General features: G+C 70.6%; 24 protein-coding genes and 1 pseudogene. 11 read left to right on the forward strand and 14 right to left on the reverse strand.

Translation table 11 applies throughout. From position 1 onward, the window contains the following. Nucleotides 1-6: 6 nt before the first annotated feature. The 5 genes from ACZ4SF_RS20375 to ACZ4SF_RS20395 are packed head-to-tail and all read right to left on the reverse strand — an operon-like array spanning nt 7 to nt 5,727. Nucleotides 7-807 (reverse strand): ABC transporter permease, encoded by an 801-nt coding sequence (locus ACZ4SF_RS20375; RefSeq protein WP_468386200.1) that lies wholly within the window; start codon nt 805-807, stop codon nt 7-9. Next, nucleotides 808-1,737: an ABC transporter permease gene (locus tag ACZ4SF_RS20380; RefSeq protein ID WP_468386203.1), complete on the reverse strand. Its 930-nt coding sequence runs from the start codon at nt 1,735-1,737 to the stop codon at nt 808-810. After that, nucleotides 1,737-2,897 carry an ABC transporter ATP-binding protein gene (locus ACZ4SF_RS20385; protein ID WP_468386206.1) on the reverse strand — a complete coding sequence of 387 codons (1,161 nt, stop codon included), beginning with the start codon at nt 2,895-2,897 and terminating at the stop codon, nt 1,737-1,739. Before ACZ4SF_RS20385 ends, ACZ4SF_RS20380 begins: the two co-directional genes overlap by 1 nt. Next, nucleotides 2,894-4,141, reverse strand: a complete 1,248-nt coding sequence (locus tag ACZ4SF_RS20390) for a polyamine ABC transporter substrate-binding protein (protein ID WP_468386209.1) — start codon at nt 4,139-4,141, stop codon at nt 2,894-2,896. Before ACZ4SF_RS20390 ends, ACZ4SF_RS20385 begins: the two co-directional genes overlap by 4 nt. A 50-nt stretch (nt 4,142-4,191) precedes the next feature. Beyond that, nucleotides 4,192-5,727: a gamma-aminobutyraldehyde dehydrogenase gene (locus tag ACZ4SF_RS20395; RefSeq protein WP_468386212.1), complete on the reverse strand. Its 1,536-nt coding sequence runs from the start codon at nt 5,725-5,727 to the stop codon at nt 4,192-4,194. Between the two features lie 208 nt (nt 5,728-5,935). Between ACZ4SF_RS20395 and ACZ4SF_RS20400 the strand changes: the two genes are divergently transcribed. Then, nucleotides 5,936-6,499 (forward strand): NADAR family protein, encoded by a 564-nt coding sequence (locus ACZ4SF_RS20400; RefSeq protein ID WP_468386215.1) that lies wholly within the window; start codon nt 5,936-5,938, stop codon nt 6,497-6,499. 81 nt (nt 6,500-6,580) lie between these two features. Here the strand turns inward: ACZ4SF_RS20400 and ACZ4SF_RS20405 are convergent, their stop codons facing one another. After that, nucleotides 6,581-7,537 carry a DUF4190 domain-containing protein gene (locus tag ACZ4SF_RS20405; RefSeq protein ID WP_468386218.1) on the reverse strand — a complete coding sequence of 319 codons (957 nt, stop codon included), beginning with the start codon at nt 7,535-7,537 and terminating at the stop codon, nt 6,581-6,583. Nucleotides 7,538-7,635: 98 nt separating this feature from the next. Between ACZ4SF_RS20405 and ACZ4SF_RS20410 the strand changes: the two are divergent. From ACZ4SF_RS20410 to ACZ4SF_RS20420, 3 genes and pseudogenes are all read left to right on the forward strand, one after another. Next, a pseudogene (locus ACZ4SF_RS20410) lies at nt 7,636-8,761 on the forward strand (adenosine deaminase). A gap of 43 nt (nt 8,762-8,804) precedes the next feature. After that, entirely contained in the window at nt 8,805-9,530 is a 726-nt protein-coding gene (locus tag ACZ4SF_RS20415) for a glycerophosphodiester phosphodiesterase (RefSeq protein WP_468386221.1), read from the forward strand. A 148-nt stretch (nt 9,531-9,678) separates the two neighbouring features. Beyond that, a complete protein-coding gene (locus tag ACZ4SF_RS20420) occupies nt 9,679-10,818 on the forward strand; it encodes a serine hydrolase domain-containing protein (RefSeq protein ID WP_468386224.1) in 1,140 nt (379 codons plus the stop codon). A gap of 26 nt (nt 10,819-10,844) precedes the next feature. On the opposite strand, the gene ACZ4SF_RS20425 is transcribed toward ACZ4SF_RS20420, so the two are convergent. The 4 genes from ACZ4SF_RS20425 to ACZ4SF_RS20440 form a co-directional block, all read right to left on the reverse strand. After that, nucleotides 10,845-11,375, reverse strand: coding sequence for a hypothetical protein (locus ACZ4SF_RS20425; RefSeq protein WP_468386227.1), 531 nt, complete (start codon nt 11,373-11,375; stop codon nt 10,845-10,847). Between the two features lie 84 nt (nt 11,376-11,459). Then, the gene (locus ACZ4SF_RS20430) at nt 11,460-11,597 is read right to left on the reverse strand and encodes a hypothetical protein (RefSeq protein WP_468386229.1); all 138 of its coding nucleotides are present in this window, start codon (nt 11,595-11,597) and stop codon (nt 11,460-11,462) included. 74 nt (nt 11,598-11,671) lie between these two features. Next, nucleotides 11,672-12,865, reverse strand: a complete 1,194-nt coding sequence (locus ACZ4SF_RS20435) for an ABC transporter substrate-binding protein (RefSeq protein WP_468386231.1) — start codon at nt 12,863-12,865, stop codon at nt 11,672-11,674. Nucleotides 12,866-13,032: 167 nt separating this feature from the next. After that, nucleotides 13,033-14,472 carry a gamma-aminobutyraldehyde dehydrogenase gene (locus tag ACZ4SF_RS20440; RefSeq protein ID WP_468386234.1) on the reverse strand — a complete coding sequence of 480 codons (1,440 nt, stop codon included), beginning with the start codon at nt 14,470-14,472 and terminating at the stop codon, nt 13,033-13,035. A gap of 205 nt (nt 14,473-14,677) precedes the next feature. Here ACZ4SF_RS20440 and ACZ4SF_RS20445 point away from each other — a divergent pair, with 205 nt between their 5' ends. The 7 genes from ACZ4SF_RS20445 (at nt 14,678) to ACZ4SF_RS20475 (ending at nt 21,532) form a co-directional block, all read left to right on the forward strand. Continuing rightward, complete coding sequence (locus ACZ4SF_RS20445) at nt 14,678-15,199, forward strand: Lrp/AsnC family transcriptional regulator (protein WP_366892357.1); 522 nt, start codon at nt 14,678-14,680, stop codon at nt 15,197-15,199. After that, nucleotides 15,184-16,566 (forward strand): aspartate aminotransferase family protein, encoded by a 1,383-nt coding sequence (locus ACZ4SF_RS20450; RefSeq protein WP_468386237.1) that lies wholly within the window; start codon nt 15,184-15,186, stop codon nt 16,564-16,566. Before ACZ4SF_RS20445 ends, ACZ4SF_RS20450 begins: the two co-directional genes overlap by 16 nt. Nucleotides 16,567-16,763: 197 nt before the next feature. Beyond that, nucleotides 16,764-17,504 carry an ABC transporter ATP-binding protein gene (locus tag ACZ4SF_RS20455; RefSeq protein WP_468386239.1) on the forward strand — a complete coding sequence of 247 codons (741 nt, stop codon included), beginning with the start codon at nt 16,764-16,766 and terminating at the stop codon, nt 17,502-17,504. Then, a complete protein-coding gene (locus ACZ4SF_RS20460; RefSeq protein ID WP_468386241.1) occupies nt 17,486-18,955 on the forward strand; it encodes a hypothetical protein in 1,470 nt (489 codons plus the stop codon). Before ACZ4SF_RS20455 ends, ACZ4SF_RS20460 begins: the two co-directional genes overlap by 19 nt. A gap of 107 nt (nt 18,956-19,062) precedes the next feature. Continuing rightward, the gene (locus ACZ4SF_RS20465; protein ID WP_468386245.1) at nt 19,063-19,470 is read left to right on the forward strand and encodes a VOC family protein; all 408 of its coding nucleotides are present in this window, start codon (nt 19,063-19,065) and stop codon (nt 19,468-19,470) included. 36 nt (nt 19,471-19,506) lie between these two features. After that, nucleotides 19,507-20,670, forward strand: coding sequence for an LOG family protein (locus ACZ4SF_RS20470; RefSeq protein ID WP_468386248.1), 1,164 nt, complete (start codon nt 19,507-19,509; stop codon nt 20,668-20,670). A 166-nt stretch (nt 20,671-20,836) separates the two neighbouring features. Further along, nucleotides 20,837-21,532 (forward strand): LAETG motif-containing sortase-dependent surface protein, encoded by a 696-nt coding sequence (locus ACZ4SF_RS20475; RefSeq protein WP_468386251.1) that lies wholly within the window; start codon nt 20,837-20,839, stop codon nt 21,530-21,532. Nucleotides 21,533-21,694: 162 nt separating this feature from the next. On the opposite strand, the gene ACZ4SF_RS20480 is transcribed toward ACZ4SF_RS20475, so the two are convergent. Genes ACZ4SF_RS20480 through ACZ4SF_RS20495 form a run of 4 tightly spaced genes read right to left on the reverse strand, consistent with a single transcriptional unit; the run spans nt 21,695 to nt 26,248 of the window. After that, nucleotides 21,695-22,492 (reverse strand): maleylpyruvate isomerase family mycothiol-dependent enzyme, encoded by a 798-nt coding sequence (locus tag ACZ4SF_RS20480; protein WP_468386254.1) that lies wholly within the window; start codon nt 22,490-22,492, stop codon nt 21,695-21,697. Nucleotides 22,493-22,515: 23 nt separating this feature from the next. Then, nucleotides 22,516-23,535, reverse strand: coding sequence for an ABC transporter ATP-binding protein (locus ACZ4SF_RS20485; protein ID WP_468386257.1), 1,020 nt, complete (start codon nt 23,533-23,535; stop codon nt 22,516-22,518). Next, on the reverse strand, nt 23,535-25,136 hold the full coding sequence (locus ACZ4SF_RS20490) for an ABC transporter permease (RefSeq protein WP_468386261.1): 1,602 nt from the start codon (nt 25,134-25,136) through the stop codon (nt 23,535-23,537). The genes ACZ4SF_RS20485 and ACZ4SF_RS20490 overlap by 1 nt, the downstream gene beginning before the upstream one ends. A gap of 38 nt (nt 25,137-25,174) precedes the next feature. Further along, the gene (locus ACZ4SF_RS20495) at nt 25,175-26,248 is read right to left on the reverse strand and encodes a thiamine ABC transporter substrate-binding protein (protein WP_468386263.1); all 1,074 of its coding nucleotides are present in this window, start codon (nt 26,246-26,248) and stop codon (nt 25,175-25,177) included. Nucleotides 26,249-26,373 lie beyond the last annotated feature (125 nt).

Below are 26,373 nucleotides of genomic sequence, written 5' to 3' on the forward strand. Positions count from 1 at the left end.
AAGGGCTTACGCCTTTTGCTTGTTGCGGCGGTTGCTGATGACCATCGACGTCAGCACGAAGAGAACGGCGACGAGGAACATGGCCGTACCGATCACGTTGATCTGGACCGGCGTTCCGCGCTGCGCCGAACCCCACACGAACATCGGGAAGGTGACCGTCGAGCCGGCGTTGAAATTGGTGATGATGAAATCGTCGAAGGAGAGCGCGAAGGAGAGCAGCGCGCCCGCGGCGATCCCGGGTGCCGCGATGGGCAGGGTGACCCGCAGGAAGGTCTGCACGGGACCGGCGTACAGGTCCCGGGCGGCCTCTTCCAGACGCGGGTCCATCGACATCACGCGGGCCTTGACGGCGGTGACGACGAAACTGAGGCAGAACATGATGTGCGCGATCAGGATCGTCCAGAAGCCGAGCTGCGCGCCCATGTTGAGGAACAGGGTGAGCAGCGAGGCGGCCATGACGACCTCGGGCATCGCCATCGGCAGGAAGATCAGCGAGTTCACGGCGCCGCGTGCGCGGAAGCGGTAGCGGACCAGCGCGAAGGAGATCATCGTGCCGAGGACGGTGGCGCCGACCGTCGCCCACACGGCGATCTGGAGGCTGATGGACAGCGAGCCGCACATGTCGGCGACGCCGCACGGGTCCTTCCAGGCGTCCGTGGAGAAGTTCTGCCACTCGTAGTTGAAGCGCCCCTTCGGCTTGTTGAAGGAGAACACCGTGACGATGACGTTCGGCAGCAGGAGATAGCCGAGTGTCAGCAGTCCGGCGATGACGACGAGACGGCGCTTGAGCCAGTTGACGAAGGGCATTTAGACCAGATCCTCCGTCCCGGACCGGCGGATGTAGATCGTGACCATGGCCAGGATCGCGGCCATGAGGATGAAGGACAGGGCCGCGGCCGTCGGGTAGTCCAGAATGCGCAGGAACTGTGTCTGGATGACGTTTCCGATCATGCGGGTGTCGGTGGAGCCGAGGAGTTCGGCGTTGACGTAGTCACCGGCCGCGGGGATGAACGTCAGCAGCGTGCCGGAGACGACGCCCGGCATCGACAGCGGGAAGGTCACCTTGCGGAAGGTGGTCCAGGGCCTGGCGTAGAGGTCGCCGGCCGCCTCGTGCAGCCGCCCGTCGATCCGCTCCAGCGAGGTGTACAGCGGCAGGATCATGAACGGCAGGAAGTTGTACGTCAGACCGCAGACGACCGCGAACGGTGTGGCCAGGACCCGGTCGCCGGCCGTCCAGCCGAGCCAGTCGGTCAGGTCCAGGATGTGCAGCGAGTTGAGGGTGTGCACGACCACGCCGTTGTCGGCGAGGATCGTCTTCCAGGCCAGGGTGCGGATCAGGAAGCTGGTGAAGAACGGCGCGATCACCAGGATCATGATCAGGTTCTTCCAGCGGCCCGCGCGGAAGGCGATGGTGTAGGCCAGCGGGTAGCCGAGCAGCAGGCAGAGCAGGGTCGCGGCGGCGGCGTAGAAGACGGACCGCAGGAACTGCGGCCAGTACTCGCTGAGCGCGTCCCAGTAGGTCGCGAAGTGCCACGTGACCTTGTAGCCCTCCTCCAGGGAGCCCGTCTGCACGGACGTGGAGGCCTGGTAGATCATCGGCAGGGCGAAGAAGACGATCAGCCAGAGCATGCCGGGCAGCAGCAGCCAGTACGGGGTGAACCGGCCGCGCTTGCGCGGGGGCTTCTTCTCCGGCTCGGCGGGGGCGAGCGGCGGGGGTGCCTCGGTGAGCGTGGACATCAGGCGGCGACCTCTTCCTCGGTGCCCGCGTCGATGTCCTGGGCCGCGTCCAGGCCGAAGGTGTGGGCCGGGCTCCAGTGCAGGACGACGTCGGCGCCCGGCAGCAGCCGGCCGTCGCGCTCGACGTTCTGCACGTACACCGAGAACTCGTCGCAGACCGGGGTGTCGATCACGTACTGCGTGGAGACGCCGATGAAGCTCGCGTCGGCGATCTTGCCGGTGAGGCGGTTGCGGCCCGCCGGGATCTCGCCCGCGTCGTCGGCGTGCGTGAGCGCGATCTTCTCGGGGCGGATGCCGACCAGCATCTTGCCGCCGGCCGTCGCCGGGGCGGAACATCGCGCCTCGGGCAGCACGAGCTTGCCGCCGCCGGCCTTGAGCACGATGTCGTCGCCGCTCTTGGTGTCGACCTCGGCCTCGATCAGGTTGGAGGTGCCGAGGAAGTTCGCGACGAAGGTGGTCTGCGGGTTCTCGTACAGCTCCGTCGGCGCGCCGAGCTGCTCGACGCGGCCCGCGTTCATCACGGCGACCGTGTCGGCCATGGTCATGGCCTCCTCCTGGTCGTGCGTGACATGGACGAAGGTGATGCCGACCTCGGTCTGGATGCGCTTCAGCTCCAGCTGCATCTGGCGGCGCAGCTTCAGATCCAGGGCGCCGAGCGGCTCGTCGAGGAGGAGCACCTTCGGGTGGTTGATCAGCGCACGGGCCACCGCGACGCGCTGCTGCTGGCCGCCGGAGAGCTGGTGCGGTTTCTTGCGCGCCTGCTCGCCCAGCTGGACCAGCTCCAGCATCTCGTCGACCTGCTTCTTCACGCTCTTGATGCCGCGCCGGCGCAGGCCGAAGGCGACGTTCTCGAAGATGTCGAGGTGCGGGAAGAGGGCGTAGGACTGGAAGACCGTGTTGACCGGCCGCTTGTACGGCGGCAGGTGGGTGACGTCCTGGTCGCCGAGGTGCACGGTCCCGGAGGAAGGTTCCTCCAGACCGGCGATCATGCGCAGTGTGGTGGTCTTGCCGCAGCCGGAGGCACCGAGCAGGGCGAAGAAGGAGCCCTCGGGCACGGTCAGGTCCAGCGGGTGCACGGCGGTGAAGGAGCCGTAGCTCTTGGAGATTCCGGAGAGGCGGACGTCGCCGCTGTTGTCTGGTGTCGTCTTCATCGTCGTCACGCCCCTGTGAGCTTCGCGAACTTCTCTTCGTAGGCCGTCTCTTCCTTCTGGCTCAGGGAGCGGAAGGCACGGGACTTCGCCTGCATGGCCTTGTCGGGGACGATCAGCGGGTTGTCCGCCGCGTCCTTGTCGATCTTCGCAAGGTACGGCTTCACCCCGTCGACCGGTGTCACGTAGTTGATGTAGGCGGCGAGCGCGGCGGCCTGCTCGGGTTCGTAGTAGAAGTCGATGAGCCGCTCGGCGTTCGTCTTGTGACGCGCCTTGTTGGGGATGCACAGGTTGTCGGTCGACGTCATGTAGCCGCTGTCCGGGATGATGAAGTCGACGTCCGGGCTGTCCGCCTTGAGCTGGACCACGTCACCGGCCCAGGCGACACAGGCCGCGAAGTCGCCCTTGGTGAGGTCGGAGGTGTAGTCGTTGCCGGTGAAGCGGCGGATCTGCCCCTTGTCGACGGCCTTCTGGAGGCGGGCGATCGCCGCGTCGAAGTCGTCGTCGGTGAACTTCGCCGGATCCTTGCCCATGTCGAGCAGGGTCATGCCCATGGAGTCGCGCATCTCGGACAGGAAGCCCACCCGGCCCTTGAGCTTCGGGTTGTCGAGGAGGTCGGAGATCGACCTCACCTCCACCCCGTCCAGCGCCTTCTTGTTGTAGGCGATGACGGTGGAGATGCCCTGCCAGGGGTACGAGTAGGCCCGCCCGGGGTCCCAGTCCGGGTTGCGGAACTGGGGCGAGAGGTTGGTGTACGCGTGCGGAAGGCGGGAGGGGTCCAGCTTCTGCACCCAGCCGAGGCGGATGAGCCGGGCGGCCAGCCAGTCGGTGAGGACGATGATGTCGCGGCCGGTGTCCTGGCCCGCGGAGAGCTGCGGCTTGATCTTGCCGAAGAACTCGTTGTTGTCGTTGATGTCCTCGGTGTACTTGACCGTGATGCCGGTGCGCCTGCGGAAGGTCTCGAGCGTCGGGTGGTGTTTGCCGCTGTCGTCGACGTCGATGTACTCGGTCCAGTTGGAGAAGTTCACCACCTTCTCCTGCGCCGAGTGGTCCTGGGCCGAGGTGCCGCCCTGGCTCTTTCCGGCCGCGGGGATCCCGCAGGCGCTCAGCGCCCCGAGACCGCCGGCCGCGAGGGCGCCGCCCGCGGAGGCCCGCAGCAGCGAGCGGCGGGTCATGGCGGCCCTTCCGTTGCGCAGACTGCGCCGCATGGCGGCCGCTTGGGCCGGGGTAAGGCGGTCGGGCTGGTACTGCTCCATGCGCGTGGTGCCCTTTCGGGAGGGGTCGGCCTGGTCCGGCCGGGTCGTCTCTATCGGTCCCCGAAGATGGTGCGGTGCCAGTCCTTCCTGGCAACCGCGGTATTGTCGAACATTACGTGTTTGACCTGCGTGTATTCCTCGAACGAATACGCCGACATGTCTTTGCCGGAGCCCGAGGCCTTGTAGCCGCCGTGCGGCATCTCGCTGATGATCGGGATGTGGTCGTTGATCCAGACGCAGCCCGCCTTGATCTCACGGGTGGCGCGGTGGGCGCGGTACACGTCGGTGCTCCACGCGGAGGCGGCGAGGCCGTAGGGGGTGTCGTTGGCCAGCCGGATGCCTTCATCATCACTGTCGAACGGAAGTACGACCAGTACGGGACCGAAGATCTCCGACTGGACGATCTCGCTGTCCTGCGCCGCGTCGGCGATCAGGGTGGGCCGGTAGTAGGCGCCCTTCTCCAGGCCGCCCTCGGGAGCCTCGCCTCCGGTGACCACGCGCGCGTAGGCACGCGCCCGGTCCACGAAGCCGGCGACCCGGTCCCGCTGCGTGTGCGAGATGAGCGGCCCGAGGTCGGTGCCGGGAGCGAAGGGGTCGCCGAGGCGCACGGTCTCCATCAGAGCGGCCGTCCGCTCCACGAAGGCGTCGTACAGCGGGCGCTGCACGTACGCGCGCGTGGCGGCCGTGCAGTCCTGGCCGGTGTTGATGAGGGCACCGGCGACCGCGCCGTGCACGGCGGCCTCCAGGTCGGCGTCGTCGAAGACGACGAACGGCGCCTTGCCGCCCAGTTCCAGATGGAGCCGCTTGACGGTCGCGGTGGCGATCTCGGCGACGCGCTTGCCGACGGGGGTGGACCCGGTGAAGGAGGTCATGGCCACGTCGGGGTGGCCGACCAGGTGCTCACCGGCCTCCCTGCCGGTCCCGGTGACGATGTTGATCACGCCGTCCGGGATGCCCGCGTCCGTGGCGGCCTGCGCGAAGAGCAACGAGGTGAGCGGGGTCAGCTCGGCGGGCTTCAGGACGATGGTGTTGCCCGCTGCGATCGCCGGGAGGATCTTCCAGGCGGCCATCTGGAGCGGATAGTTCCAGGGCGCGATGGACCCGACGACCCCGATGGGCTCACGCCGGACGTACGAGGTGTGGTCGCCCGAGTACTCACCGGCGGACTGCCCCTGCAGATGCCGGGCCGCACCCGCGAAGAAGGCGGTGTTGTCGATGGTGCCCGGCACGTCGAACTCACGGGTGAGCTTGAGCGGCTTGCCGCACTGGAGGGACTCCGCGCGGGCGAACTCCTCGGCGCGCTCGGCGAGCACGGCCGCGAAACGGTGCAGGGCGTCCGAACGCTCGCCCGGGGTGGCGGCGGACCAGCCGGGGAAGGCTGCCCGAGCGGCGGCGACGGCCGCGTCGACGTCGTCCGTGCCGGCCAGGTCGTAGGTGTACACGCCCTCGCCGGTCGCGGGGTCGACCACGGTGTGGGTCTGCCCCGAGGTGCCCTTGGTCAGGCGGCCGGCGATGAACTGCGCGCCGTCCGCGAAGCGGTCCTGCGCGGGGAATCGTTCCGGGGTGGCGGTGCCCGGGTTGTGCATGTCGCTCTCCTCCGCCGTGCGCCCCGTCCCGGGGGTGGGTGGCGTAGCTCCAGCTCGATTTGAGTGCCGATCCTGACAGAGCACGTAGCGTCCAACAAGTGATTCCGTTGTTGCCTTTTGGTTACGCGACGGAATCTGTCGACCAGGTGTCGAGTCGGCGCGGAAAAGGACGGACGGATTGTCAGTGGTGCGTGCCACACTCGCGTGCATGGGAAAGATCGACGGGTTGGACGCCCTGATCAGGGAGATTCGGGCGGGGTCCCGTATCGAGTACCTCCATTTCTGGGGGCACCGGCCGCTGCCGGACGGCCGTATAGGCGCGAGCTGTCTGAGCCAGTGGTGGCCGTCACCGTTCGTGGTCGACGGTGTCGCGTACGCGACGGCCGAGCACTGGATGATGGCGGCCAAGGCCCGGCTGTTCGAGGACGCGGAGGCGGAGCGGCTGATCTTGGCCGCGAAGCATCCTTCCGAGGCGAAGAAGGCCGGCCGGCTGGTCCGGGGCTTCGACGACGCGACATGGGAACGGGAGCGGTTCCGGATCGTGGTCGAGGGCAGCGTGCACAAGTTCGCCGCCCATGAGGACCTGCGCGCGTTCCTGCTGAACACCGGGAACCGGGTGCTGGTGGAGGCCAGCCCCGTCGACCGCGTGTGGGGCATCGGCCTGGCCGCGCACGACGAGGCGGCCATGCACCCCGACCGCTGGCAGGGCCCGAACCTGCTGGGCTTCGCACTCATGGAGGCACGGGAGCGGCTGGCGGGGGCCGGGGCCTGAGGGGTTCCCGTCCAAGGCGGGAGCGAGGTCGCGTCCAGGGCAGGAGGGGCTTCCTGTCCAGGGCGGGCAGCGGGGCGTCGGTCAGGCGTACAGCGCGATGGCGAACGCGAACAGGCCTGCCACCAGGACGATGCCCACGGCCCCGCAGATGATGCCGGCCAGCGCCACGCCCGGGTTGGTCGCCTCGCCCCGGCTGGCCTTGCCGCGGCCGAGCCCGCCGAAGATCAGCGCCAGGATGCCGAGCACCAGGGCCACCGGCCACATCAGGAAGCCGACCGCCGACAGGATGCCCAGCACCAGCGAGGCGGTACCCATACCGTTGCTCGGCAGCGGCTGCATGCCGGGCCAGCCGTAGCCGTTCCCGGTGGGGTACGGGGCGTACGGGGTGTGCTGCGGCCCCGGATGGCCGTAGGCCGGCGCGGTCCCCGGGTAGCCGTACGGCACCTGTCCCGGACCGTCGGGGGCGATCGGCGGCGGGGGCACCGGCTCCACAGCCCCGTGAGCTGCGGCAGGAGACACGGGCGGGGCGAAGGGGTTCGCCGGGGGTGCCGACGCGGACGCGGGCGGTGCGAACGAGTTCGGCTGCGGGACGGAGGAAGCAGGGGGTGCGAACGGGTTCGGCTGCTGCCCGGAGGCGGACGGCGGGGCGAACGGGTTCGGCTGCGGGACCGAGGAGCCCGGCGGTGCGAAGCCGGCGGCCGGGCTGGCCCACGGCCCGGGGGCGTCGGAGGGCGCGCCCGGAGCCGTCGGCAGCGCGGTCAGCGTCTGCTGGTCGTGAACCGAGGCCGGTCCCGGAGCCGCGCCGGGGGCCGCACTCGGGCTCGCGTGCGTTGCCACCGCGTCCCGCGGGTGCTCACCGCTCACCTCGGCCACCTCGGTCGCCTCGGCCACCTCGGTCGCCTCATTCAGCCTGTCCCGCTTGTCCAGCCTGTCCCGCTTGTCCAGCCTGTCCCGCTTGTCCAGCGAAACCCGGGACATCGCGGCCGGCTGTCCGGCGGCCTGCTCCCCCGGCGTGGACTGCGGCGCCTCGTCGGACATCGTGAAAGAACCCCTCTGCTGGATCTCCCGCCATGCTACGGGGCAGGCCGGATCACCAGGACTGCGGCCTACGATGACCTCGCGTCACCGATCAGCCGATCACCGCGCCCCGACGGCGGACACCGTGCCGCGGGCGCCTTTTCCGGGGAGGACCCCTTGACCGACAGCTCCGTACCCGCCACCGGCACCGCCGACCGCGATCTGCGCGCCTTCATCGCCGGGCTGCCCAAGGCCGAACTGCACGTCCACCACGTCGGCTCCGCCTCCCCGCGGATCGTCTCCGAGCTGGCCGCCCGCCACCCCGACTCCAAGGTGCCCACCGATCCCGAGGCCCTGGTCGACTACTTCACCTTCACCGACTTCGCGCACTTCATCGAGGTGTACCTGTCGGTCGTGGACCTGATCCGCAATCCGGAGGACGTCCGGCTGCTCACCTACGAGGTGGCACGCGACCTGGCCCGGCAGCAGGTTCGGTACGCCGAGCTGACCATCACCCCCTTCTCCTCCACCCGGCGCGGGATCGAGGACAAGGCCTTCATGGCCGCCATCGAGGACGCCCGCAAGTCCGCCGAGGCCGAGTTCGGGACCGTCCTGCGCTGGTGCTTCGACATTCCCGGCGAGGCCGGCCTGGAGGCGGCGGAGGAGACCGCGCGGCTGGCCACCGACGACCGCATCCGCCCGGAGGGCCTGGTGTCGTTCGGGCTCGGCGGGCCGGAGATAGGAGTGCCCCGGCCGCAGTTCAAGCCGTACTTCGACCGGGCCATCGCCGCCGGTCTGCGTTCCGTGCCGCACGCCGGCGAGACGACCGGCCCGGAGACGGTGTGGGACGCGCTGAACGAGCTGCGCGCCGAGCGCATCGGCCACGGCACCAGCTCCGCGCGGGACCCGAAGCTCCTCGCGCACCTCGCCGAGCACCGCATCCCGCTGGAGGTCTGCCCGACCTCCAACATCGCCACCCGCGCGGTCCGTACCCTCGACGAGCACCCGATCAAGGAGTTCACGCGGGCCGGGGTGCTGGTCACGATCAACTCGGACGATCCGCCGATGTTCGGCACCGACCTCAACAACGAGTACGCGGTGGCCGCCCGTCTCCTCGACCTGGACGAGCGCGGCCTCGCCGACCTCGCCAAGAACGCCGTGGAGGCGTCCTTCTTCGACGCGCAGGGCAAGGCGCGGATCGCCAAGGAGATCGACACCTACACCGCCGCCTGGCTCGCCGGCTGAGCGCAGGGGCCGCCACACGCACCGGCCCGCCACAATGGGGGCCATGCAGACCGTGACCGCCGTGGCCCACCGCGGCGCCCCCTACCGCTTCCGTGAGAACACCCTCGACTCGCTGCGTTCCGCGCTCGACCAGGGCGCGGACGCCGTCGAGATCGACGTCCGGCTCACCCGTGACGGCGTGCCCGTGCTGCTGCACGACGAGACGCTGCGGCGGCTGTGGGAGATCGACCGGCCGCTGCACGCACTGTCCGCCGAGGAACTGCGCGGGCTGACGGCGGGTGAAGTCCCGACGCTGGCGCAGGCGCTGGCCGCGACCGGCGACAGCCGGGTGATGGTGGACCTGTGCGGACCGGTGGGCCGCCGGACGGTCGCGAAGACCCTGGACGTGGTCCGGCAGAGCGGGGCCCGGGACCGCGTCTACTACAGCGCGCACGCCGAGGCGATGCTCGCCGTCCGTGCCGCCGACCCGGCCGCTGAGATCGCCCTCACCTGGACGTCTCTGGCCCCGCCGCGGCACGCGCTGCTGGCCGCGGTGCGCCCGCGCTGGCTCAACTACCGCTTCCCGCTGGTCGACCGGGAGCTTGCCGCCCGCATCCACCGTGACGGTTTCCTGCTCTCGGCGTGGACCCCGGACACCCGCCGCTCCATGCGCCGGCTACTGGACGTGGGCGTCGACTCGATCACGACGAACCGGGTCGACGTCCTGCACGCGCTGCGCTCACCGCAGGCGGGCGCCGACGCTCCATGGACGACCACCGACGCCCCGTAAGGGTGCTCCCGGACAACTCCCTTACCAAGAAGTGCACTTGGTAGGGGGTGAGCCAGGGTCGTGCGCCCTCCTCGGTGAGGATCCGGGCGGCGGCCGGCCACCGGAGGATGATCACGCATTGTGTCGCGATCTCCCCGAGGAGCCCTTCATGAGCCGTAAGAGCCGCACCATTGCCCTGGCCGCCGGACTCGTCGCCGCGCTCGCCGCCGGCCCGCTGGCCGCCCCCGCGCTCGCCGCACCGGTGCCGTCGGTGTCCGCCGGCGCCACGGCCGGCCCGGACACCGAGGCCCTCTCCGCCGCGATCGCCGGGCTGCCCGACCACGACGCCACCGCCGCGCTGCTCCGCGTCGGCGGGGACGGGACCTGGCGCGGCACGGCCGGTGTGCGGGACGTCCGGACCGGGGCGCCGGCCCTGGAGAACGCGCGGTTCCGGGCCGGGTCGGTGACGAAGGTGGTCACCGCGTCGATCGTGCTGCAACTGGCCGCGGAGGGCCGGATCGATCTCGACGGCACTGTGCAGGAGTACCTGCCGGGTCTGCTCACCAAGGATTTCAAGGACCCGGTCACCGTACGGCAGTTGCTCAACTACACCAGTGGTCTGGGCCCGGGCGGGTCCCGCGGCGACACGGTCGAGGAGTCTTACCCGCACCGCTTCGAGACACTGACGCCCCGCCAGGTGGTGGCGGCCTCCGTCGCAGCCGGCCCGGCGTACGAGCCGGGTACCGAGCAGCACTACGGCAACATCCACTACACGGTGCTCGGCATGCTGATCGAGAAGGTGACCGGCGACTCGTACGCGCACCAGGCCGCGGTGCGCATCTTCCGGCCGCTCGGCATGCGGCACAGCTCGTTCCCGGCCGGCCCCGACCCCCGCGTCCACGGCCCGCACAACCGTGGCTACGACTGGATCGACGGCACGCTGGTCGACGTGACCGACTGGAACATGTCCGACCGTTTCGCGGCCGGCGACCTGATCTCGACCACCGCCGACCTGGAACGGCTGCTGGTGGGACTGTTCCAGGGCCGGGTGGTGCCCGAGCCACAGCTGCGGGAGATGTTCACGCTGCCCCGCGTGCCCGACGCGCGGTACGGCGCGGCGCTGGAGCGGTTCGAGGTCGACGGCAAGGTGATCTGGGGCAAGACCGGCTCGCGGCCGGGGTACGCCACGGTGATCGCCGCGACCCGGGATCTGTCCCGCACCCTGGTCTACTCGGTCAACTCGACGGACGCCAAGGGTGACGGCCTCGCCATCGCCCAGCGCTTCGCGTTCCCCGCGTTCAACCGCTGAGGCGGGTTCAGGCCGCTGACGCGGGCTCAGACCGCCGCGGCGACGGCTGGGGGCGCGGACGGTTCGCCGAGTGCCTCCAGCCGCTTGATCTTCTTGCGTACGACGTACAACGGGAGGACGCCGAAGACCCCGAAGGACATGTCGATCAAACTCCACCACAAGGGGATCCCGCGGACGGGACCGCAGAGGAGGGCGAGCGGGACGATCCCGGCGCAGGCGATCATCCCGAACTCGATGACCCAGATGTTGCGGACCGGGTCGCGGTAGGGGCCGTAGAAGGCGACGGCGATGACGAGGTGGGCGAAGGCCAGCCAGTCGGTGCCGTAGAGGACGAACGGGTACTCGGCGTCCACGGTGTCCAGACCGTGCCGCACCCGGGTGATCCACTCCATGAGCCCCGGCGCATGCTCCGGCACGGACAGGGCGCGCAAGGCGCTCTCGGTCCAGTGCAGTTCGTGCACCAGGGGGAAGGCGGTGGCCCCGCTGAGCACGAGGCACACCACGAAGAAGACCAGCCAGACGCGAATGCCCTTGAGCAGGGCGGCTCTGTCGCTCATGACAGGAGCCTACGCCCTTATTTGAACGCGTTCAAAATCAAGGCTCGCGTCCGGCTCCCCGGCGCGGGCGTACGAGCCGCGCGGTCACAGCGGCAGGGACTCGAAGGGGAGGACACGGTCCGGCGGGGCGTGCTCGCACGCCTCGTCGTCCGGGCAGACGCACAACGTCCGCCCGTCCACCCGCAGTACGGGCCGGGTCCCTGTCTCCGTGACCTCGGGCACGAGCACCTGTGTGGTGGCGCGCTCGACGTCATGGACGACCAGCGGCAGGATTTTCCGGCCGAGCCCGGCCCGTCTCAGAGACCCGCGATCTTGTTCCAGCGCTTGGCGAACTCGGTCCGTTCCGTGGACGTGATGTCCCGGGCGACGGCCAGGCGGTCGCGCATGCCGGAGTCCGGGAAGATCAGGGGGTTGTCGGCGAGGGCCGCGGTGTCCTTGTCCTTGGCGTCGGCCAGGACGTCGCGGGCCGCCGGGACCGGGCAGACGTAGTTGACCCAGGCGGCGAGCCGCGCGGCGACCTCGGGGTCGTAGTAGTAGTCGATCAGGCGCTCGGCGTTGGCCTTGTGACGGGCCCGGTCGGGGATCATCAGGGATTCCGACCACATCTCGGCGCCCTCCTCGGGGACGACGAAGCGGATGTCGGGGTTGTCCGCCTGGAGCTGGATGACGTCGCCGGAGTACGCCTGACAGGCGAGGACGTCCCCGCTGACCAGGTCCTTGGTGTAGTCGTTGCCGGTGAAGCGGCGGATCTGGCCGCGGTGGACCTGCCGCTCGACCTGGTCGCAGACCTGGTGGAAGTCGTGCGCGGTCCAGCGGGTGATGTCGACGCCGTTGCCCTGCATGAGCAGGGCGAAGGACTCGTCCAGGCCGGACAGGAGAGTCACGCGGCCCTTGAGGTCGTTCGCCCACAGGTCGGAGACACCGCGTATCTCACGGCCGAGCTTGCGGCGGTTGTAGGCGATGCCGGTGATGCCCGACTGCCACGGCACGGTGAAGCGCCGGCCCTCGTCGAAGGCGGGCGAGCGGAGCAGCGGGTCGAGGTACTTGTGCACGTTCGGCTGCCGGGCGCGGTCCATCCGCTGCACCCAGCCCAGCCGGACGTACCGGGCGCACATCCAGTCGCTGATGACGATCAGGTCCCGACCCGTCGACTGGTGGTTCATCAGCGCGGGGCTGATCTTGCCGAAGAACTCGTCGTTGTCGTTGATCTCCTCGACGTAGTCGACGGAGATCCCGGTGCGCTTCTCGAACCCGTCCAGCGTGGGCCGCCGGCCGGGGTCGTCGTCGTCGGTGTCGATGTAGAGCGGCCAGTTCGCCCAGGTCAGCTTCTTGTCGGCCGCGGACTCGTCGGTCACGGCCCGGTCGCCGGGCCGGACGTAGGCGGCGGGCACCCCGCAGCCGGCCAGGGCGCCGAGCGCCGCGGTGCCGCCGAGGGCACCGAGCAGGGAACGGCGGGACAACAGGGGCTTGCGGGAGGAAGTCTGGGACACCCCCGAAGCATGCCGTCCCGCCGCGCGGGCGGACAATCGACGGTGCGTCGAGTGACGCCGGAGCTGCCTGACACCCTGTCGATCACGGCCGGACGGGCGCGGGGAACCGTGCGACCAGTGCCCACGCGCCCGTGGCCGGACAGCGGCCGGAGCCGCCGGAGACGGGGTCAGCCGTCCAGGGACGTCATCACGTGCTTGATGCGCGTGTAGTCCTCGAAGCCGTACGCCGACAGGTCCTTGCCGTAGCCGGACTTCTTGAAGCCGCCGTGCGGCATCTCGGCGACCAGCGGGATGTGGGTGTTGATCCACACGCAGCCGAAGTCGAGCTTCTTGGACATGCGCATCGCGCGGCCGTGGTCCTTGGTCCACACCGAGGAGGCGAGGGCGTACTCGACACCGTTGGCCCACTCCACGGCCTGGTCCTCGTCGCTGAAGGACTGGACGGTGATGACCGGGCCGAAGACCTCGTTCTGGACGATCTCGTCGTCCTGCTTCAGACCGGAGACGACGGTCGGGGCGTAGAAGTAGCCCTTGTCGCCGACCTGCTGGCCGCCCGCCTCGACCTTGGCGTGGGCGGGGAGGCGGTCGATGAAGCCGGAGACCTGCTTGAGCTGGTTCGGGTTGTTCAGCGGACCGAAGAGGACGTCGTCGTCGTCCGGCTGACCGGTCTTCGTCTCGGACGCCGCCTTCGCCAGCGCGGCGACGAACTCGTCGTGGATGGACTCCTGGACGAGGACGCGGGTCGCGGCCGTACAGTCCTGGCCGGCGTTGAAGAAGCCCGCGACGGAGATGTCCTCGACGGCCTTGGCGATGTCGGTGTCCTCGAAGACGACGACCGGGGCCTTGCCGCCCAGCTCCAGGTGGACGCGCTTGACGTCCTTGGAGGCGGACTCGGCGACCGAGATGCCCGCGCGTACGGAGCCGGTGATGGAGGCCATCGCCGGGGTCTCGTGCTCGACCATCATGCGGCCGGTGTCGCGGTCGCCGCAGATGACGTTGAAGACGCCCCTGGGAAGGATCGAGCCGAGGATGTCGGCGATCAGGACGGTCGAGGCCGGGGTGGTGTCCGACGGCTTCAGGACGACCGTGTTGCCCGCGGCGATGGCCGGGGCGAACTTCCACACGGCCATCATCATCGGGTAGTTCCAGGGCGCGACCTGCGCGCAGACGCCGACCGGCTCACGGCGGATGATCGAGGTCATCCCGTCCATGTACTCGCCCGCCGAGCGGCCCTCGAGCAGCCGGGCCGCGCCCGCGAAGAAGCGGATCTGGTCGACCATCGGCGGGATCTCCTCGGAGCGGGTCAGCCCGACCGGCTTGCCCGTGTTCTCCACCTCGGCCGCGATCAGTTCCTCGGCACGCTCCTCGAACGCGTCCGCGATCTTCAGGAGGGCCTTCTGCCGCTCGGCCGGCGTGGTGTCGCGCCAGGCCGGGAAGGCGCGGGCCGCGGCCTCCATGGCGGCGTCCACGTCCGCCTGCCCGGACAGCGGCGCGGTCGCGTACGCGTCGCCCGTGGCGGGGTTGACCACCTCGGTGGTCCGTCCGTCGGCGGCGTCCCGGAACTCACCGTCGATGTAGTTGCGCAGACGACGCAGCTCGGTGCTCACTGCCGGCCTCCTGATCTGGTTCGAGGGTTTGAGCGCCCAGCCTGTCCAGCCCGCTCCGGCTGTCCAGTCGCTGAGACACCCCACCCTAATCGGCGCCCCCACGTTTTCAACACCCCCACCGCGAGCCGATCTGCGAAATCCGCAAGCCTGGGTCCTTCAAACAACGAATTTCATCGCTTGAGGGTTGCAGAACTATCGAGACGTCGTGCACAGTGAGGTCGTGGCCAGTCGAAGCGCAGACCAGAGGGACTCGTCCCGCGAGTCCAGGAACGGCAACAGTCCTCAGCTGGACGCCGTCTCCCTCGCCATCATCCAGCAGCTCCAGGAGGACGGCCGCCGGCCGTACGCCGCCATCGGCAAGGCCGTGGGCCTCTCCGAGGCGGCCGTGCGCCAGCGCGTGCAGAAGCTGCTGGACCAGGGCGTGATGCAGATCGTCGCCGTCACGGACCCGCTCACCGTGGGCTTCCGCCGGCAGGCGATGGTCGGGATCAACGTCGAGGGTGACGTCGAGTCGATCGCGGACGCGCTGACCGCCATGTCGGAGGTCGAGTACGTGGTGATGGCCGCGGGCTCGTTCGACATCCTCGCCGAGATCGTCTGCGAGGACGACGACCACCTGCTGGACGTCATCAACAAACGCATCCGGGCGCTGCCCGGCGTGCGCTCCACCGAGAGCTTCGTCTACCTGAAGCTGAAGAAGCAGACCTACATGTGGGGAACCCGATAACCGTGAGTTCAAAGGACCTCAGCAAGACCGCGTACGACCACCTGTGGATGCACTTCACCCGCATGTCCTCGTACGAGAACTCCCCCGTCCCGACCATCGTCCGGGGTGAGGGCACCTACATCTACGACGACAAGGGCAAGCGCTACCTCGACGGTCTCGCGGGCCTGTTCGTGGTCCAGGCCGGTCACGGCCGCACGGAACTCGCCGAGACCGCCTTCAAGCAGGCCCAGGAGCTGGCCTTCTTCCCGGTGTGGTCCTACGCCCACCCCAAGGCCGTCGAGCTGGCCGAGCGCCTCGCCGACCACGCCCCGGGCGACCTGAACAAGGTCTTCTTCACCACCGGTGGCGGCGAGGCCGTCGAGACCGCCTGGAAGCTCGCCAAGCAGTACTTCAAGCTCCAGGGCAAGCCGACCAAGTACAAGGTCATCTCCCGTGCGGTCGCCTACCACGGCACCCCCCAGGGCGCCCTGTCCATCACCGGTCTGCCCAGCCTGAAGGCACCGTTCGAGCCCCTCGTCCCGGGCGCGCACAAGGTGCCGAACACCAACATCTACCGCGCCCCGATCTTCGGTGACGACCCGGTGGCCTTCGGCCGCTGGGCCGCCGACCAGATCGAGCAGCAGATCCTCTTCGAGGGCCCGGACACCGTCGCCGCGGTCTTCCTGGAGCCGGTGCAGAACGCCGGCGGCTGCTTCCCGCCGCCCCCCGGCTACTTCCAGCGCGTCCGCGAGATCTGCGACAAGTACGACGTCCTGCTCGTGTCGGACGAGGTCATCTGCGCCTTCGGCCGCCTCGGCACGATGTTCGCGTGCGACAAGTTCGGCTACGTCCCGGACATGATCACCTGCGCCAAGGGCATGACCTCGGGTTACTCCCCGATCGGTGCCTGCATCGTCTCCGACCGCCTCGCCGAGCCGTTCTACAAGGGCGACAACACCTTCCTGCACGGCTACACCTTCGGTGGCCACCCGGTGTCAGCCGCGGTGGGCCTCGCCAACCTCGACCTGTTCGAGCGCGAGAACCTCAACCAGCACGTGCTCGACAACGAGGGCGCCTTCCTGCAGACGCTGCAGAAGCTGCACGACCTGCCGATCGTCGGCGACGTCCGCGGCAACGGCTTCTTCTACGGCATCGAGCTGGTGAAGGACAAGCACACCAAGGAGTCCTTCAACGACGAGGAGACCGAGCGCGTCCTGTACGGCTTCCTCTCCAAGGCGCTGTTCGACAACGGCCTGTACTGCCGTGCCGACGACCGCGGCGACCCGGTGATCCAGCTCGCCCCGCCGCTGATCTCCAACCAGGAGACCTTCGACGAGATCGAGCAGATCCTGCGCGCGACGCTGACGGAAGCGTGGACCAAGCTCTGATCCCGGAGCATCCGATCAGCTGATCAACACCGGCCCCGGTGCCGCCCGTTCGAGTGAGAACGGCGGCCCGGGGCCGTGTGCTGTCCGGCCCCGCCCGGGTGGGCTGCCTAGCGTGCAGTGACCGATCGGCCCAGTCTTCGTTCCCCCGCACGAGGGATCAGGCACGGGAACACGGATCAGAACCGAGGTGTACGCCCATGGAGGCCCCGCCGGACAACGACGTGCTCTGGGCACGCTCCCTGCACTTCACGCACCGGGACGGCTCCCCCGGCCTCACCGGGGTCTCGCTCGGCGTACGCGAGAGCGAGATCCTCGCCGTCAGCGGCCCCCGCGGCAGCGGCAAGACCACCCTGCTGCGCTGCCTGTCCGGCCAGGTGCCGGTGCGGTGCGGCGAGGTCTGGTTCAACAGCGCGCCCGTGCACACCCTCGGTCCGATGGCTCGCGAGCGGCTGCGCCGGGACCGCTTCGGCTGGATCGACCCCGAGCCGGTCCTGGTCCCCGAGCTGAACGTCTGGGAGAACGCCGCCCTCCCCCTGATGCTGCGCGGCACCGGCCGGCGCCGGGCCAAGGCCGCCGCGCAGGAGTGGCTGGAGCGTCTGGACGTCGGCGACAAGGCCCGCAGCCGCCCGTACGAGCTGCAGCACGCCGAGCGCCAGCGCGTCGCCATCGCGCGCGCCCTCGCCACCGGTCCGGCGGTCCTCTTCGCCGACGAGCCGACAGCCCCGCTGCACCGCGCCGACCGCGCCCACGTGCTGCGCATGCTCATCGCGGCGGCCCGCTCGCACGGCATCACCGTGGTCCTCGCCACGCACGACGCGGAGACCGCCGCTCTCGCCGATCGCACAGTGACCCTGCTGGACGGGCGGTGCGTGCGCACCGTGCACCTGCCGGACGCCCCCGAACCGGAAGGCCGGGCCGCGTGCTCGCTCTCCGTCTGACCCGCGCCGCCCGGCCCGCCGTCCAGCTGCGCCGCCTGCTGGTGGCCGCGGCCGCGGCGGGCACCGGCTTCCTGCTCCTCTCCTGTCTCGGCCACGCCCTGGGCCACCCCGAGGACGCGGGCTCCGCCGCGCTGCGCCTGGCCTGGTGCGTGGTGCCGCTCGCCGCGACGGTGTACTTCGCGCTCGCGGTCGCCCGCACCGACCCCGGCACCCGGCCGCGCCCCGGCCTGTCCGCCGTGGGCCTGGGCCCCGCCCGCCTCATGGCCGTGTCCGCCCTGACGACGGCGCTGTCCTGCACCCTGGGCTCGATGCTGGCCCTGCTGTTCTTCCTGCACCTGCGCGGCGATCTGACGGGCATGCCGTTCGACGGCGCGGCGGCCGGCTTCCTGGCCGCGGACCAGCCACTCCCGCTCCCCGCGGCCCTGACCCTGCTGGCCGTGCCCCCGGCGACGGCCACCACCACGGTGGCCCTGGCCCTGCGTCCCAGGGACCCCCGCCCGGCCACCGCGGACCGCCGGGGGTTCGGCCGCTTCGGCGCGTACCGCGGGGCGACGACGCGGGAGACGTTCGGGGCGTACGGACGATTCGGCGCGCGTATCCGCACCCGGCCCGCGGGCGCCACACCTGCCCGCGGCCGTGCGGCCGGCGCGACGGCGGGTGCGGGCACGCACGGCAACCACACGCCCACGGGCACCGCGACCGATCCGCGCACCACCGTCCCGCGCACCACCGTCCCACCCGCTGACGGGACCGATACGCCCCCCATCGCACCTGCCACCGCCCCCACGCCGGCCGCCGGGACCGACGGACGCCCGGACCCACTCCCGACCGCGCCCGCCGACGGACCCGACGTGCTCCCCAGCGCGCCCCCCACCAGCGAGCCCCCGGCCGGCCTCCCCTGGGGCATCGTCCTGCTCACCGTCGGTCTGGCCGGCCAGGCCTACGCCGAAGACCCCGCCCCCGATCCCTCCCTCGCCGTGCTCCTCGGCTGGCTCCTCACCGCCACCGGCCTGGTCGTGGCAGGTCCCGGCCTCACCCACCTCTGCGGCCGGCTCCTGCAGTCCGTCCGCCCGGGAGCGCTGCGACTGCTGGCCGGCCGGGTGCTGATGACGGAGGCCACCCGCATCGGCCGCCCCCTGGGAGTGGTCTGCGCGGTGGCGTCCGCCGGCTACGCCATGACCGTCCTGTACGACGACCCGGCCCCCGACTTCGGCCCGCTGACCACCCTCGGCGCGCTCGTCGTCGCCGGCTGCACGGTCGCCACCCTGCTCACCGCGGCCGTGGAAGCCCGCCAGTGCCGCGCCGACACCATCGCGGCGCTGCTGCGCCTCGGCGCACCGGCCACGATGCTGCGGGGTGCCGCCGCTCTCCGCGCGGCCGCGCTGCTGGCTCTGTGCGGCCCGCTCGTCCTGGTGGTCGGCGCGCTGTCGGCGCTGCCGTCGGCCCGCTGAGCGCCGGGCGCGGAAAAGATTCCCGGCGACCGATGAGTCCGGCGCGGGCCGCCGGTCTACCCCACCGAGCGCGACAACCGCGTACGACCCGGACGGGAGAGGCCCCCATGTACCAGCAGATGATTTTCGTGAACCTGCCCGTGAACGACCTCGACGCCTCGAAGAAGTTCTTCACGGAGCTGGGCTACACGATCAACCCGCAGTTCAGTGACGAGAAGGCGGCCTCCGTGGTGATCAGCGACACCATCGTCGCGATGCTGCTGACCAAGCCGTTCTACGCGACCTTCACCAAGAAGCAGATCGCCGACGCGACGACGACCAGCGAGGTGCTGGTCTGCCTGAGCGCCGAGAGCCGCGAGAAGGTGGACGAACTGGTCGGCAAGGCGATCGCGGCCGGCGGCACGGAGACCGGCCAGACCCAGGACCATGGCTTCATGTACGGCCGCGCCTTCGACGACCTCGACGGCCACACCTGGGAAATCATGTGGATGGACCCGGCTGCCGTCCAGGGCTGATCCCCACGACCCGAACGTCCGTGCCAGCATGGGCGGGTGCATCCGACACCCGCCCAGCCGCTCCCCCACGCCTTCGACTCCGCTCGAGCAGGGGGGACCCCCATGGCCGCCCACGACCACGAGATCGAGTCCCTCGCGGAGTTCGACGAGGTGGTCGCCGAGCACGGCTCGCTCGCCCGCTTCCGCGTCCAGGCCGTCGATCTGACCGGCCGTACCGATGTCCTGCTCCGCCTCGACGCGACGGGCGCCGTCTTCCTCGGCTGCCCGATGGACCCCGGGGCCGCCGCCCACGTCCGGACCGCAGGCGCCCTGGTGTTCCCGCCGGTCCCGGGCCTTCCGTTCGATCCGTACCGGGGTTTCACCTACACACCCGCTGAGTTGTTCGAGTCGTTGGAGGAGGGCTACGAGGCGACGCCGGACGCGCGGGCCTACGCCTGGTTCCAGCGGACGAAGGCCGACGGTGACATCTTCTCCTCGATGCTCCGCGCGATCCACGACGACGCCGTCTCCGACGCCCTGGACGAACTCCTCGCCGGCACCCGGGTGGTGGGCGTCATGGGCGGTCACGCGATGGCCCGCGGCACGGACGCCTTCGCCGGTGCCGCCCGGCTCGGCCGCGAGCTGACCCGCGCCGGGTTCACCGTCGCCACCGGCGGCGGCCCGGGTGCCATGGAAGCCTCCAACCTCGGCGCGTACGCCGCTCCCTTCGCCGACGGCATGCTGGAGGACGCGCTCCGGCTGCTGGCCAAGGCGCCCTCGTTCCGGCCCTCGGTCACGGACTGGGCGCGCGCCGCCTTCGAGGTGCGCGAACGCTGGCCCGGGGGCGGGGAGTCGGTGGGCATACCCACCTGGTTCTACGGTCACGAGCCGCCGAACGCCTTCGCCGCGCACATCGCCAAGTACTTCGCCAACGCCACGCGTGAGGACGGCCTGCTGGCCCGCTGCACCGCCGGTGTGGTGTTCCTGCCGGGCGCCGCCGGGACCGTGCAGGAGGTCTTCGACAACGCGACGCCGAACTACTACGAGTCGCGCGGCGAGCCGACCCCGATGGTGCTCGTGGACAGTGAGCACTGGACGCGGGAGCTGCCGGCCTGGCCGTTGCTGCAGTCGCTGGCCCGGGGGCGGGCGTTGGAGTCCCGTATCGCCCTTGTTGACCGGATCGAGCAGGCCACGGACGCGATCAAACGTCTCGGCGGTTAATAAGAGGGCAAAGTCAACGGCCGTGGATGGCATATGCGTTGACACTACTTATGGAGCACTTATAAACCTGTGAGCCTCCCGGGGGTGCTGGGGCCTCACCTCATCCGTCGCCCCGACTCCCCCTCCACCCCCCGCAATTGCACTCTGTAAAGGACAAACGTTGTCCATGACTCGCCGTAGCGTACGCCGTTCCGTGCGCGTTCTGGGTGTCGCCTCCGGGTCCGCGGCGCTGGTGCTGGGCCTGACCGGCTCCGCGCTCGCCTGCAACATCAAGGACTTCTCCGCCGAAGCCAAGTGCGACGGCGAGAAGGGCGTCATCGTCGTCACCGACACCGACCCCTCCGCCGCCGAGGGCACCATCAGCGTCTTCCTCAAGGGCGTGGGCGGCGTCGAGAGCAAGGTCGGCGAGCAGCCGGTCAAGGGCTCGAAGGAAGGTGTCCAGCTCACCTTCTCCGAGGACTGGAAGCCGAACGCCACCTACCGGGTCCACGTCAAGGCCGCCAATGTCGACCAGGACATCCAGCCCGACCTGGTGACCCCGTCCACCGCCTGCAAGACCGAGAGCAAGCCCCCGAAGCCGACGGCCACCGCGACGCGGTCCCCGTCCTCGTCCCCGTCCCCGTCCAAGTCCGCTCCGGCCGAGCCGGCGACCCCGGCCCCCTCGGCCTCCGAGTCCAGCTCCGCCCCGGCGGGCACCTCGGACAACGCGCCCTCCCCGGCGGTCGGTGACTCCAACCTCGCCGAGACCGGTGCCGGATCCAACACCGGGCTGATCGCGGGTGTCGCGGGAGCCCTGGTGCTCGTCGGCGGTGGCGCGGTCTGGTTCGGCATCCGCCGTCGCGGAGCACGCAACAGCGGCTGATGCCGGACCGCCGATCAGCGCCCGACGCCCCACCGCCGTAGCAAGCCGCGGCCCGTCCCCCGACCCGGGGGACGGGCCGCGGTCGTTCACCGGCCGGCGTGCGTCAGCCGAAGGTGGCCCGCTCCGGCGTGCGTCGCCGAACCTGGCCCGCTCCGGCGTGCGTCAGCCGAAGGTGGCCCGTTCCAGCCAGAACTCCAGCAGCTCCCGCTCGCCGAGCACCTCCAGGCCGGGGCTGTCCAGTGGCAGCCGGCGGTAGAAGGCGAGCAGCACCGAGGTGAGCGGGCCGCGCAGGGCGACCGTGGCCTTCTCGTGCCCGCGCCGCCAGCCGATCCCGTCCTCGCCGAGTTCGACGAGCCACTCGGCGTTCGCCTGCGGGCCGGTGTCGGTGGCGTGCAGATGAATGCTCTTGCCCGGGCCGCGCAGTTCCTTCGCCGCCCCGTGCGGAATGGTCCGCTGCACCCAGCGCACGATCTCGAGCCACTCGTCCAGCGCGTCCGCCGCGATGTCCGGGGCGACCTCGTAGGGCAGTCCGGCCGCCAGCGTGGCGTCGGCGCGGTGCACGGTGATCTCGTGGGTCATGCGGCGGGCCCAGAACCCGGCGTTCAGCACCCCGGCCCACCCCCACACGACGGCATCCGGGCCGGCCTCGCGCAGCGCGCCGGCGACCAGTGCGCCGCTCTCCGCGAACCACTTGTCCAGGGCGCCGGCGTCGCCGCGCTTCTGCGGCCCCCCGGCCAGCGGCACCTGCTCGGGCGGGATGTTCTCCTGCGCCCGGCTGCGCACCAGGGCGTCCACCCAGCGCAGGGCCCCGCCCATGTGCCGTACGAGGTCTTCGAGTGACCAGTCCGGGCAGGTCGGCACGGTCGCGGAGAGGTCGGCGCCGGAGGCCAGCACGGCTCTCAACCGGTCGACCTGATGGGCGATTTCATCGCAGTAGCGGTCATGCGCGAGCGAAGGCATGGCTTCACCCTATGGGCGCGTGATCAGTCGAGCACGACGATTTCGGCTCCGTCGAACTCCACGCCGACCGTCGCCCCGGCCTCCGGTGCGTCCCGGAGTGCACAGGCGGCCTCCAGCCGCGGGGCGCCCTCCGGCTGGAGGTGGACGGTGACATGGGTGCCCTTGAAGGTGCGGGCGGTGACCGTGCAGGGCAGGCCCTGGTCGGCCGGCCCGAGCCGGACCCCCGCGGGGCGGACCAGGACCGTACGGCTGCCCTGTGCGCAGCCGTCGGGCACCGGCAGCTTGCCCCAGGGACTGTCGGCGGCCGCACCGGAGACGGTCGCCTCGACCACGTTGTCGAAGCCGAGGAAGCGTGCCACGAACGCATCGGCGGGCCGCTGCCACACCTCGAGCGGCGTGCCGGTCTGCGCGATCCGCCCGTCCCGCATCACCACCACCCGGTCGGCCAGGGCGAACGCCTCGCCCTGGTCGTGCGTGACGGCGAGCACCGTGGTGCCCAACCGCCCGAACAGCTCCCGCAGTTCGACCACGAGCCGCTCCCGCAGCGAGCGGTCGAGCTGGCCGAGCGGCTCGTCCAGCATGAGGATCCGGGGCCGGGGCGCGAGCGCGCGGGCGAGCGCGACGCGCTGCTGCTCCCCGCCGGACAGCCCGGCCACGGCCCGCCGGGCGGCCCCCGGCAGCCCCACCAGCTCCAGCAACTGCCCGACCTCACTGTCCCGTTCGGCCTTGCCGACACCGTGCATGCGCAGCCCGAACGCCACGTTCGCGCCGACGTCCCGCTGCGGGAACAACTGGTGGTCCTGGAACATCAGCCCGACACCGCGCTTGTGCGCGGGCACCCCCGTCTGGTCCCGGCCGTCGAGCAACACCCGCCCGGCGTCGAGGGGTTGCAGACCCGCCACCGCCCTGAGCAGGGTCGACTTCCCGCTGCCGCTGGGCCCGAGCACACACACCACCTCGTGCTCGGCAACATCCAGGCCGACCGCGTCGAGCACTGCGCGGCCACCGAAGCGTACGGTCGCGGCATCGAGGCTCAGCAGCATCAGAACTCCCCCGTCCGGTCGGTGCGAAGCCGCTCCAGAACGAGCAGCGCGGCGGCACACACCACCATCAGAATGGTCGAAAGGGCCATCGCCTGGCCGTAGTTGACTTCGCCGGGGCGGCTCAGCAGCCGGGCCACGGCGACCGGCAGCGTCGGGTTGTCGGGCCGGGCGATGAACACGGTCGCCCCGAACTCGCCGAGCGAGACGGCGAACGCGAACCCGGCCGCGACCAGCAGCGCGCGCCGCACCATCGGCAGGTCCACCTCCCGCCACACCCGCCAGGGCGAGGCCCCGAGCACGGCCGCCGCCTCCCTGAGCCGGACGTCCACCGCGCGCAGCACCGGCAGCATGGTGCGTACGACGAAGGGGGCGCCGACCAGTGCCTGGGCGAGCGGCACCAGGATCCAGGACTGGCGCAGGTCCAGCGGCGGCTCGTCGAGCGCGATCAGGAAGCCGAAGCCGACGGTCACCGCGGAGACGCCGAGGGGAAGCATCAGCAGCGCGTCGAAGCCCCGTACCAGCCGCCCCGCGTCCCGCCGGGCGAGCGCCGCGGCGGCGAGACCTCCGATCACGACGGCGATGGCGGTGGCGGCGAGGGCGTACTGCAGCGAGGTCCACACGGCGGTCACGGGCGCGACCAGGAACGTACCGCCGTCCGCGTCGGTCAGTGCCCGGTAGTAGCCGAAGCCGGGCGCGTCGAGCGAGCGCCGGACGAGGACGGCGAGCGGCAGGACCAGGAGCAGGGCGATGGTGCCGAGGACCCCGGCGAGCAGCGCCCACTGACCGGCGCCGCGCGGCCGGCGGGCGGTCACCCTCGGGTCGACGAGCCGCAGCGCGGTCTCCCGCCGCCGTACCGTCCACGCGTGCACGGCGAGGATCGCGCCGACGGCGGCGAACTGGAGGAGGGTGAGGACGGCGGCCGTGGACAGGTCGAAGACGTCGGTGGTCTGCCGGTAGATCTCCACTTCGAGGGTGGAGAAGGTGGGGCCACCGAGGATCTGCACCACACCGAAGGAGGTGAAGGTGAACAGGAACACCATGAGCGCGGCGGCGGCCACGGCCGGCGCGAGCGCGGGCAGGGTGACCTTCCGCCAGGCCGCCGACGGCGAGGCACCCAGCATCCGGGCGGCCTCCTCCTGCCGGGGGTCGAGCTGGGACCAGAGCCCGCCCACGGTCCGTACGACGACAGCGAAGTTGAAGAAGACATGGGCCAGCAGGATCGCCCACACCGTGGTGTCCAGCCGTACCCCCCACAGCTCGTCCAGCAGCCCGTTGTGCCCGACCAGCGCCAGGAAGGCGCTCCCGGCGACGACGGTCGGCAGCACGAACGGCACGGTGACGACGGCCCGCAGCAGCTGCTTGCCCGGGAAGTCCAAGCGGGCGAAGACGTAGGCGGCGGGCAGCGCGAGCAGCAGGGTGAGCGCGGTGGAGGCGAGCGCCTGCCAGGTGGTGAACCACAGCACGTGCCGGATGTCCGGCTGTCCGGCCACGTCCACGATGCGCCCGAACCGCCAGGCGCCGTCCACCTTCAGCCCGCGCGCGATGATAGCGGCCACGGGCCAGGCGAAGAACAGCGCGAAGAACGCGACGGGCAGGGCCATCAGCCCGAGCCGCGCCGCGTTCCCCCGCCGGGACCGGGCTACTTCAGTACGAGTGACGTCCACGACTTGACCCACTGGTCACGGTGGCCGGCGATCTCGGCCGGGGCCATGGTCTCGGGGTGCTCGGCGGCCGGCCCGTACTTCGTGAAGTCCGCGGGGACCTTCGCGCCCTGCACCACCGGGTAGACGAACATGTTCAGCGGCATGTCCTCCTGGAACTGCCGGGAGACCAGGAAGTCGAGGAACGCCTTGCCGCCCTCGGTGTTCCCGGCGTTGCTCAGCAGCCCCGCGAACTCGATCTGCCGGAAGCAGGTGCCGGTGGCCACGCCGGTCGGTGCGGTGCTGGGCCGCTTCTTGGCGTAGATCACCTCGGCGGGCGGGGAGGAGGCGTACGACACGACGAGCGGCCGGTCGCCACCGGCCTTCTTGCCCTCCGACGATCCGGAGAACTCCCGGTAGTACGCCTGGTCCCAGCCGTCGACGACCTTGACGCCGTTGGCCTTCAGCTTCTTCCAGTAGTCCTGCCAGCCGTCGTCCCCGAACCGCGCGGCGCTGCCGAGCAGGAAGCCGAGGCCCGGCGAGGAGGTGGCCGCGTTCTCGGTGACGAGGAGGTCCTTGTACGCGGGCTTGGCGAGGTCGGCGAAGGACTGCGGCGGGGTCAGCTTGTGCTGCGCGAAGTACGCCTTGTCGTAGTTGACGCAGATGTCGCCGTGGTCGACGGGTGTGACCCGGTGCCTGTCCTTGTCGAGCTGGTACTGGGCGCCGACCTTGTCGAGTCCCTTGGCCTCGTACGGCTGGAACAGGCCGTTGTCCAGGGCCCGGGAGAGCAGGGTGTTGTCGACGCCGAAGAGGACGTCGCCCTGCGGGTTGTCCTTGGTCAGGATCGCCTTGTTGACCGCCTGCCCGGCGTCGCCGTCCTCGAGGAACCGGACCTTGTACCCGGACTGCTTCTCGAAGTCCTTGATGACGCTCTTGGAGACGCTCCACGAGTTGTGGCTGACCAGGGTCACGGTCTTGGTGTCCGCGGAGCCCTTGTCGTCGGTCGAACCGCACGCGGACAGCGTGACCATGCCGAGTCCTACGGCCACGGCCACGAAGGTCTTGATGTGCACTGGATGTCCTCCTGGGGTTGGCCAGGAAGAGACGCGGCCCTGCCCGGGCCTCTCACGGGGAGAACCCGGGCAGGGCGCAACAGCTTGAGTGATGACCGAACTCCCTACCCAGAATGACCTGGGCG

The organism is Streptomyces sp. NPDC027663 (assembly GCF_055566415.1).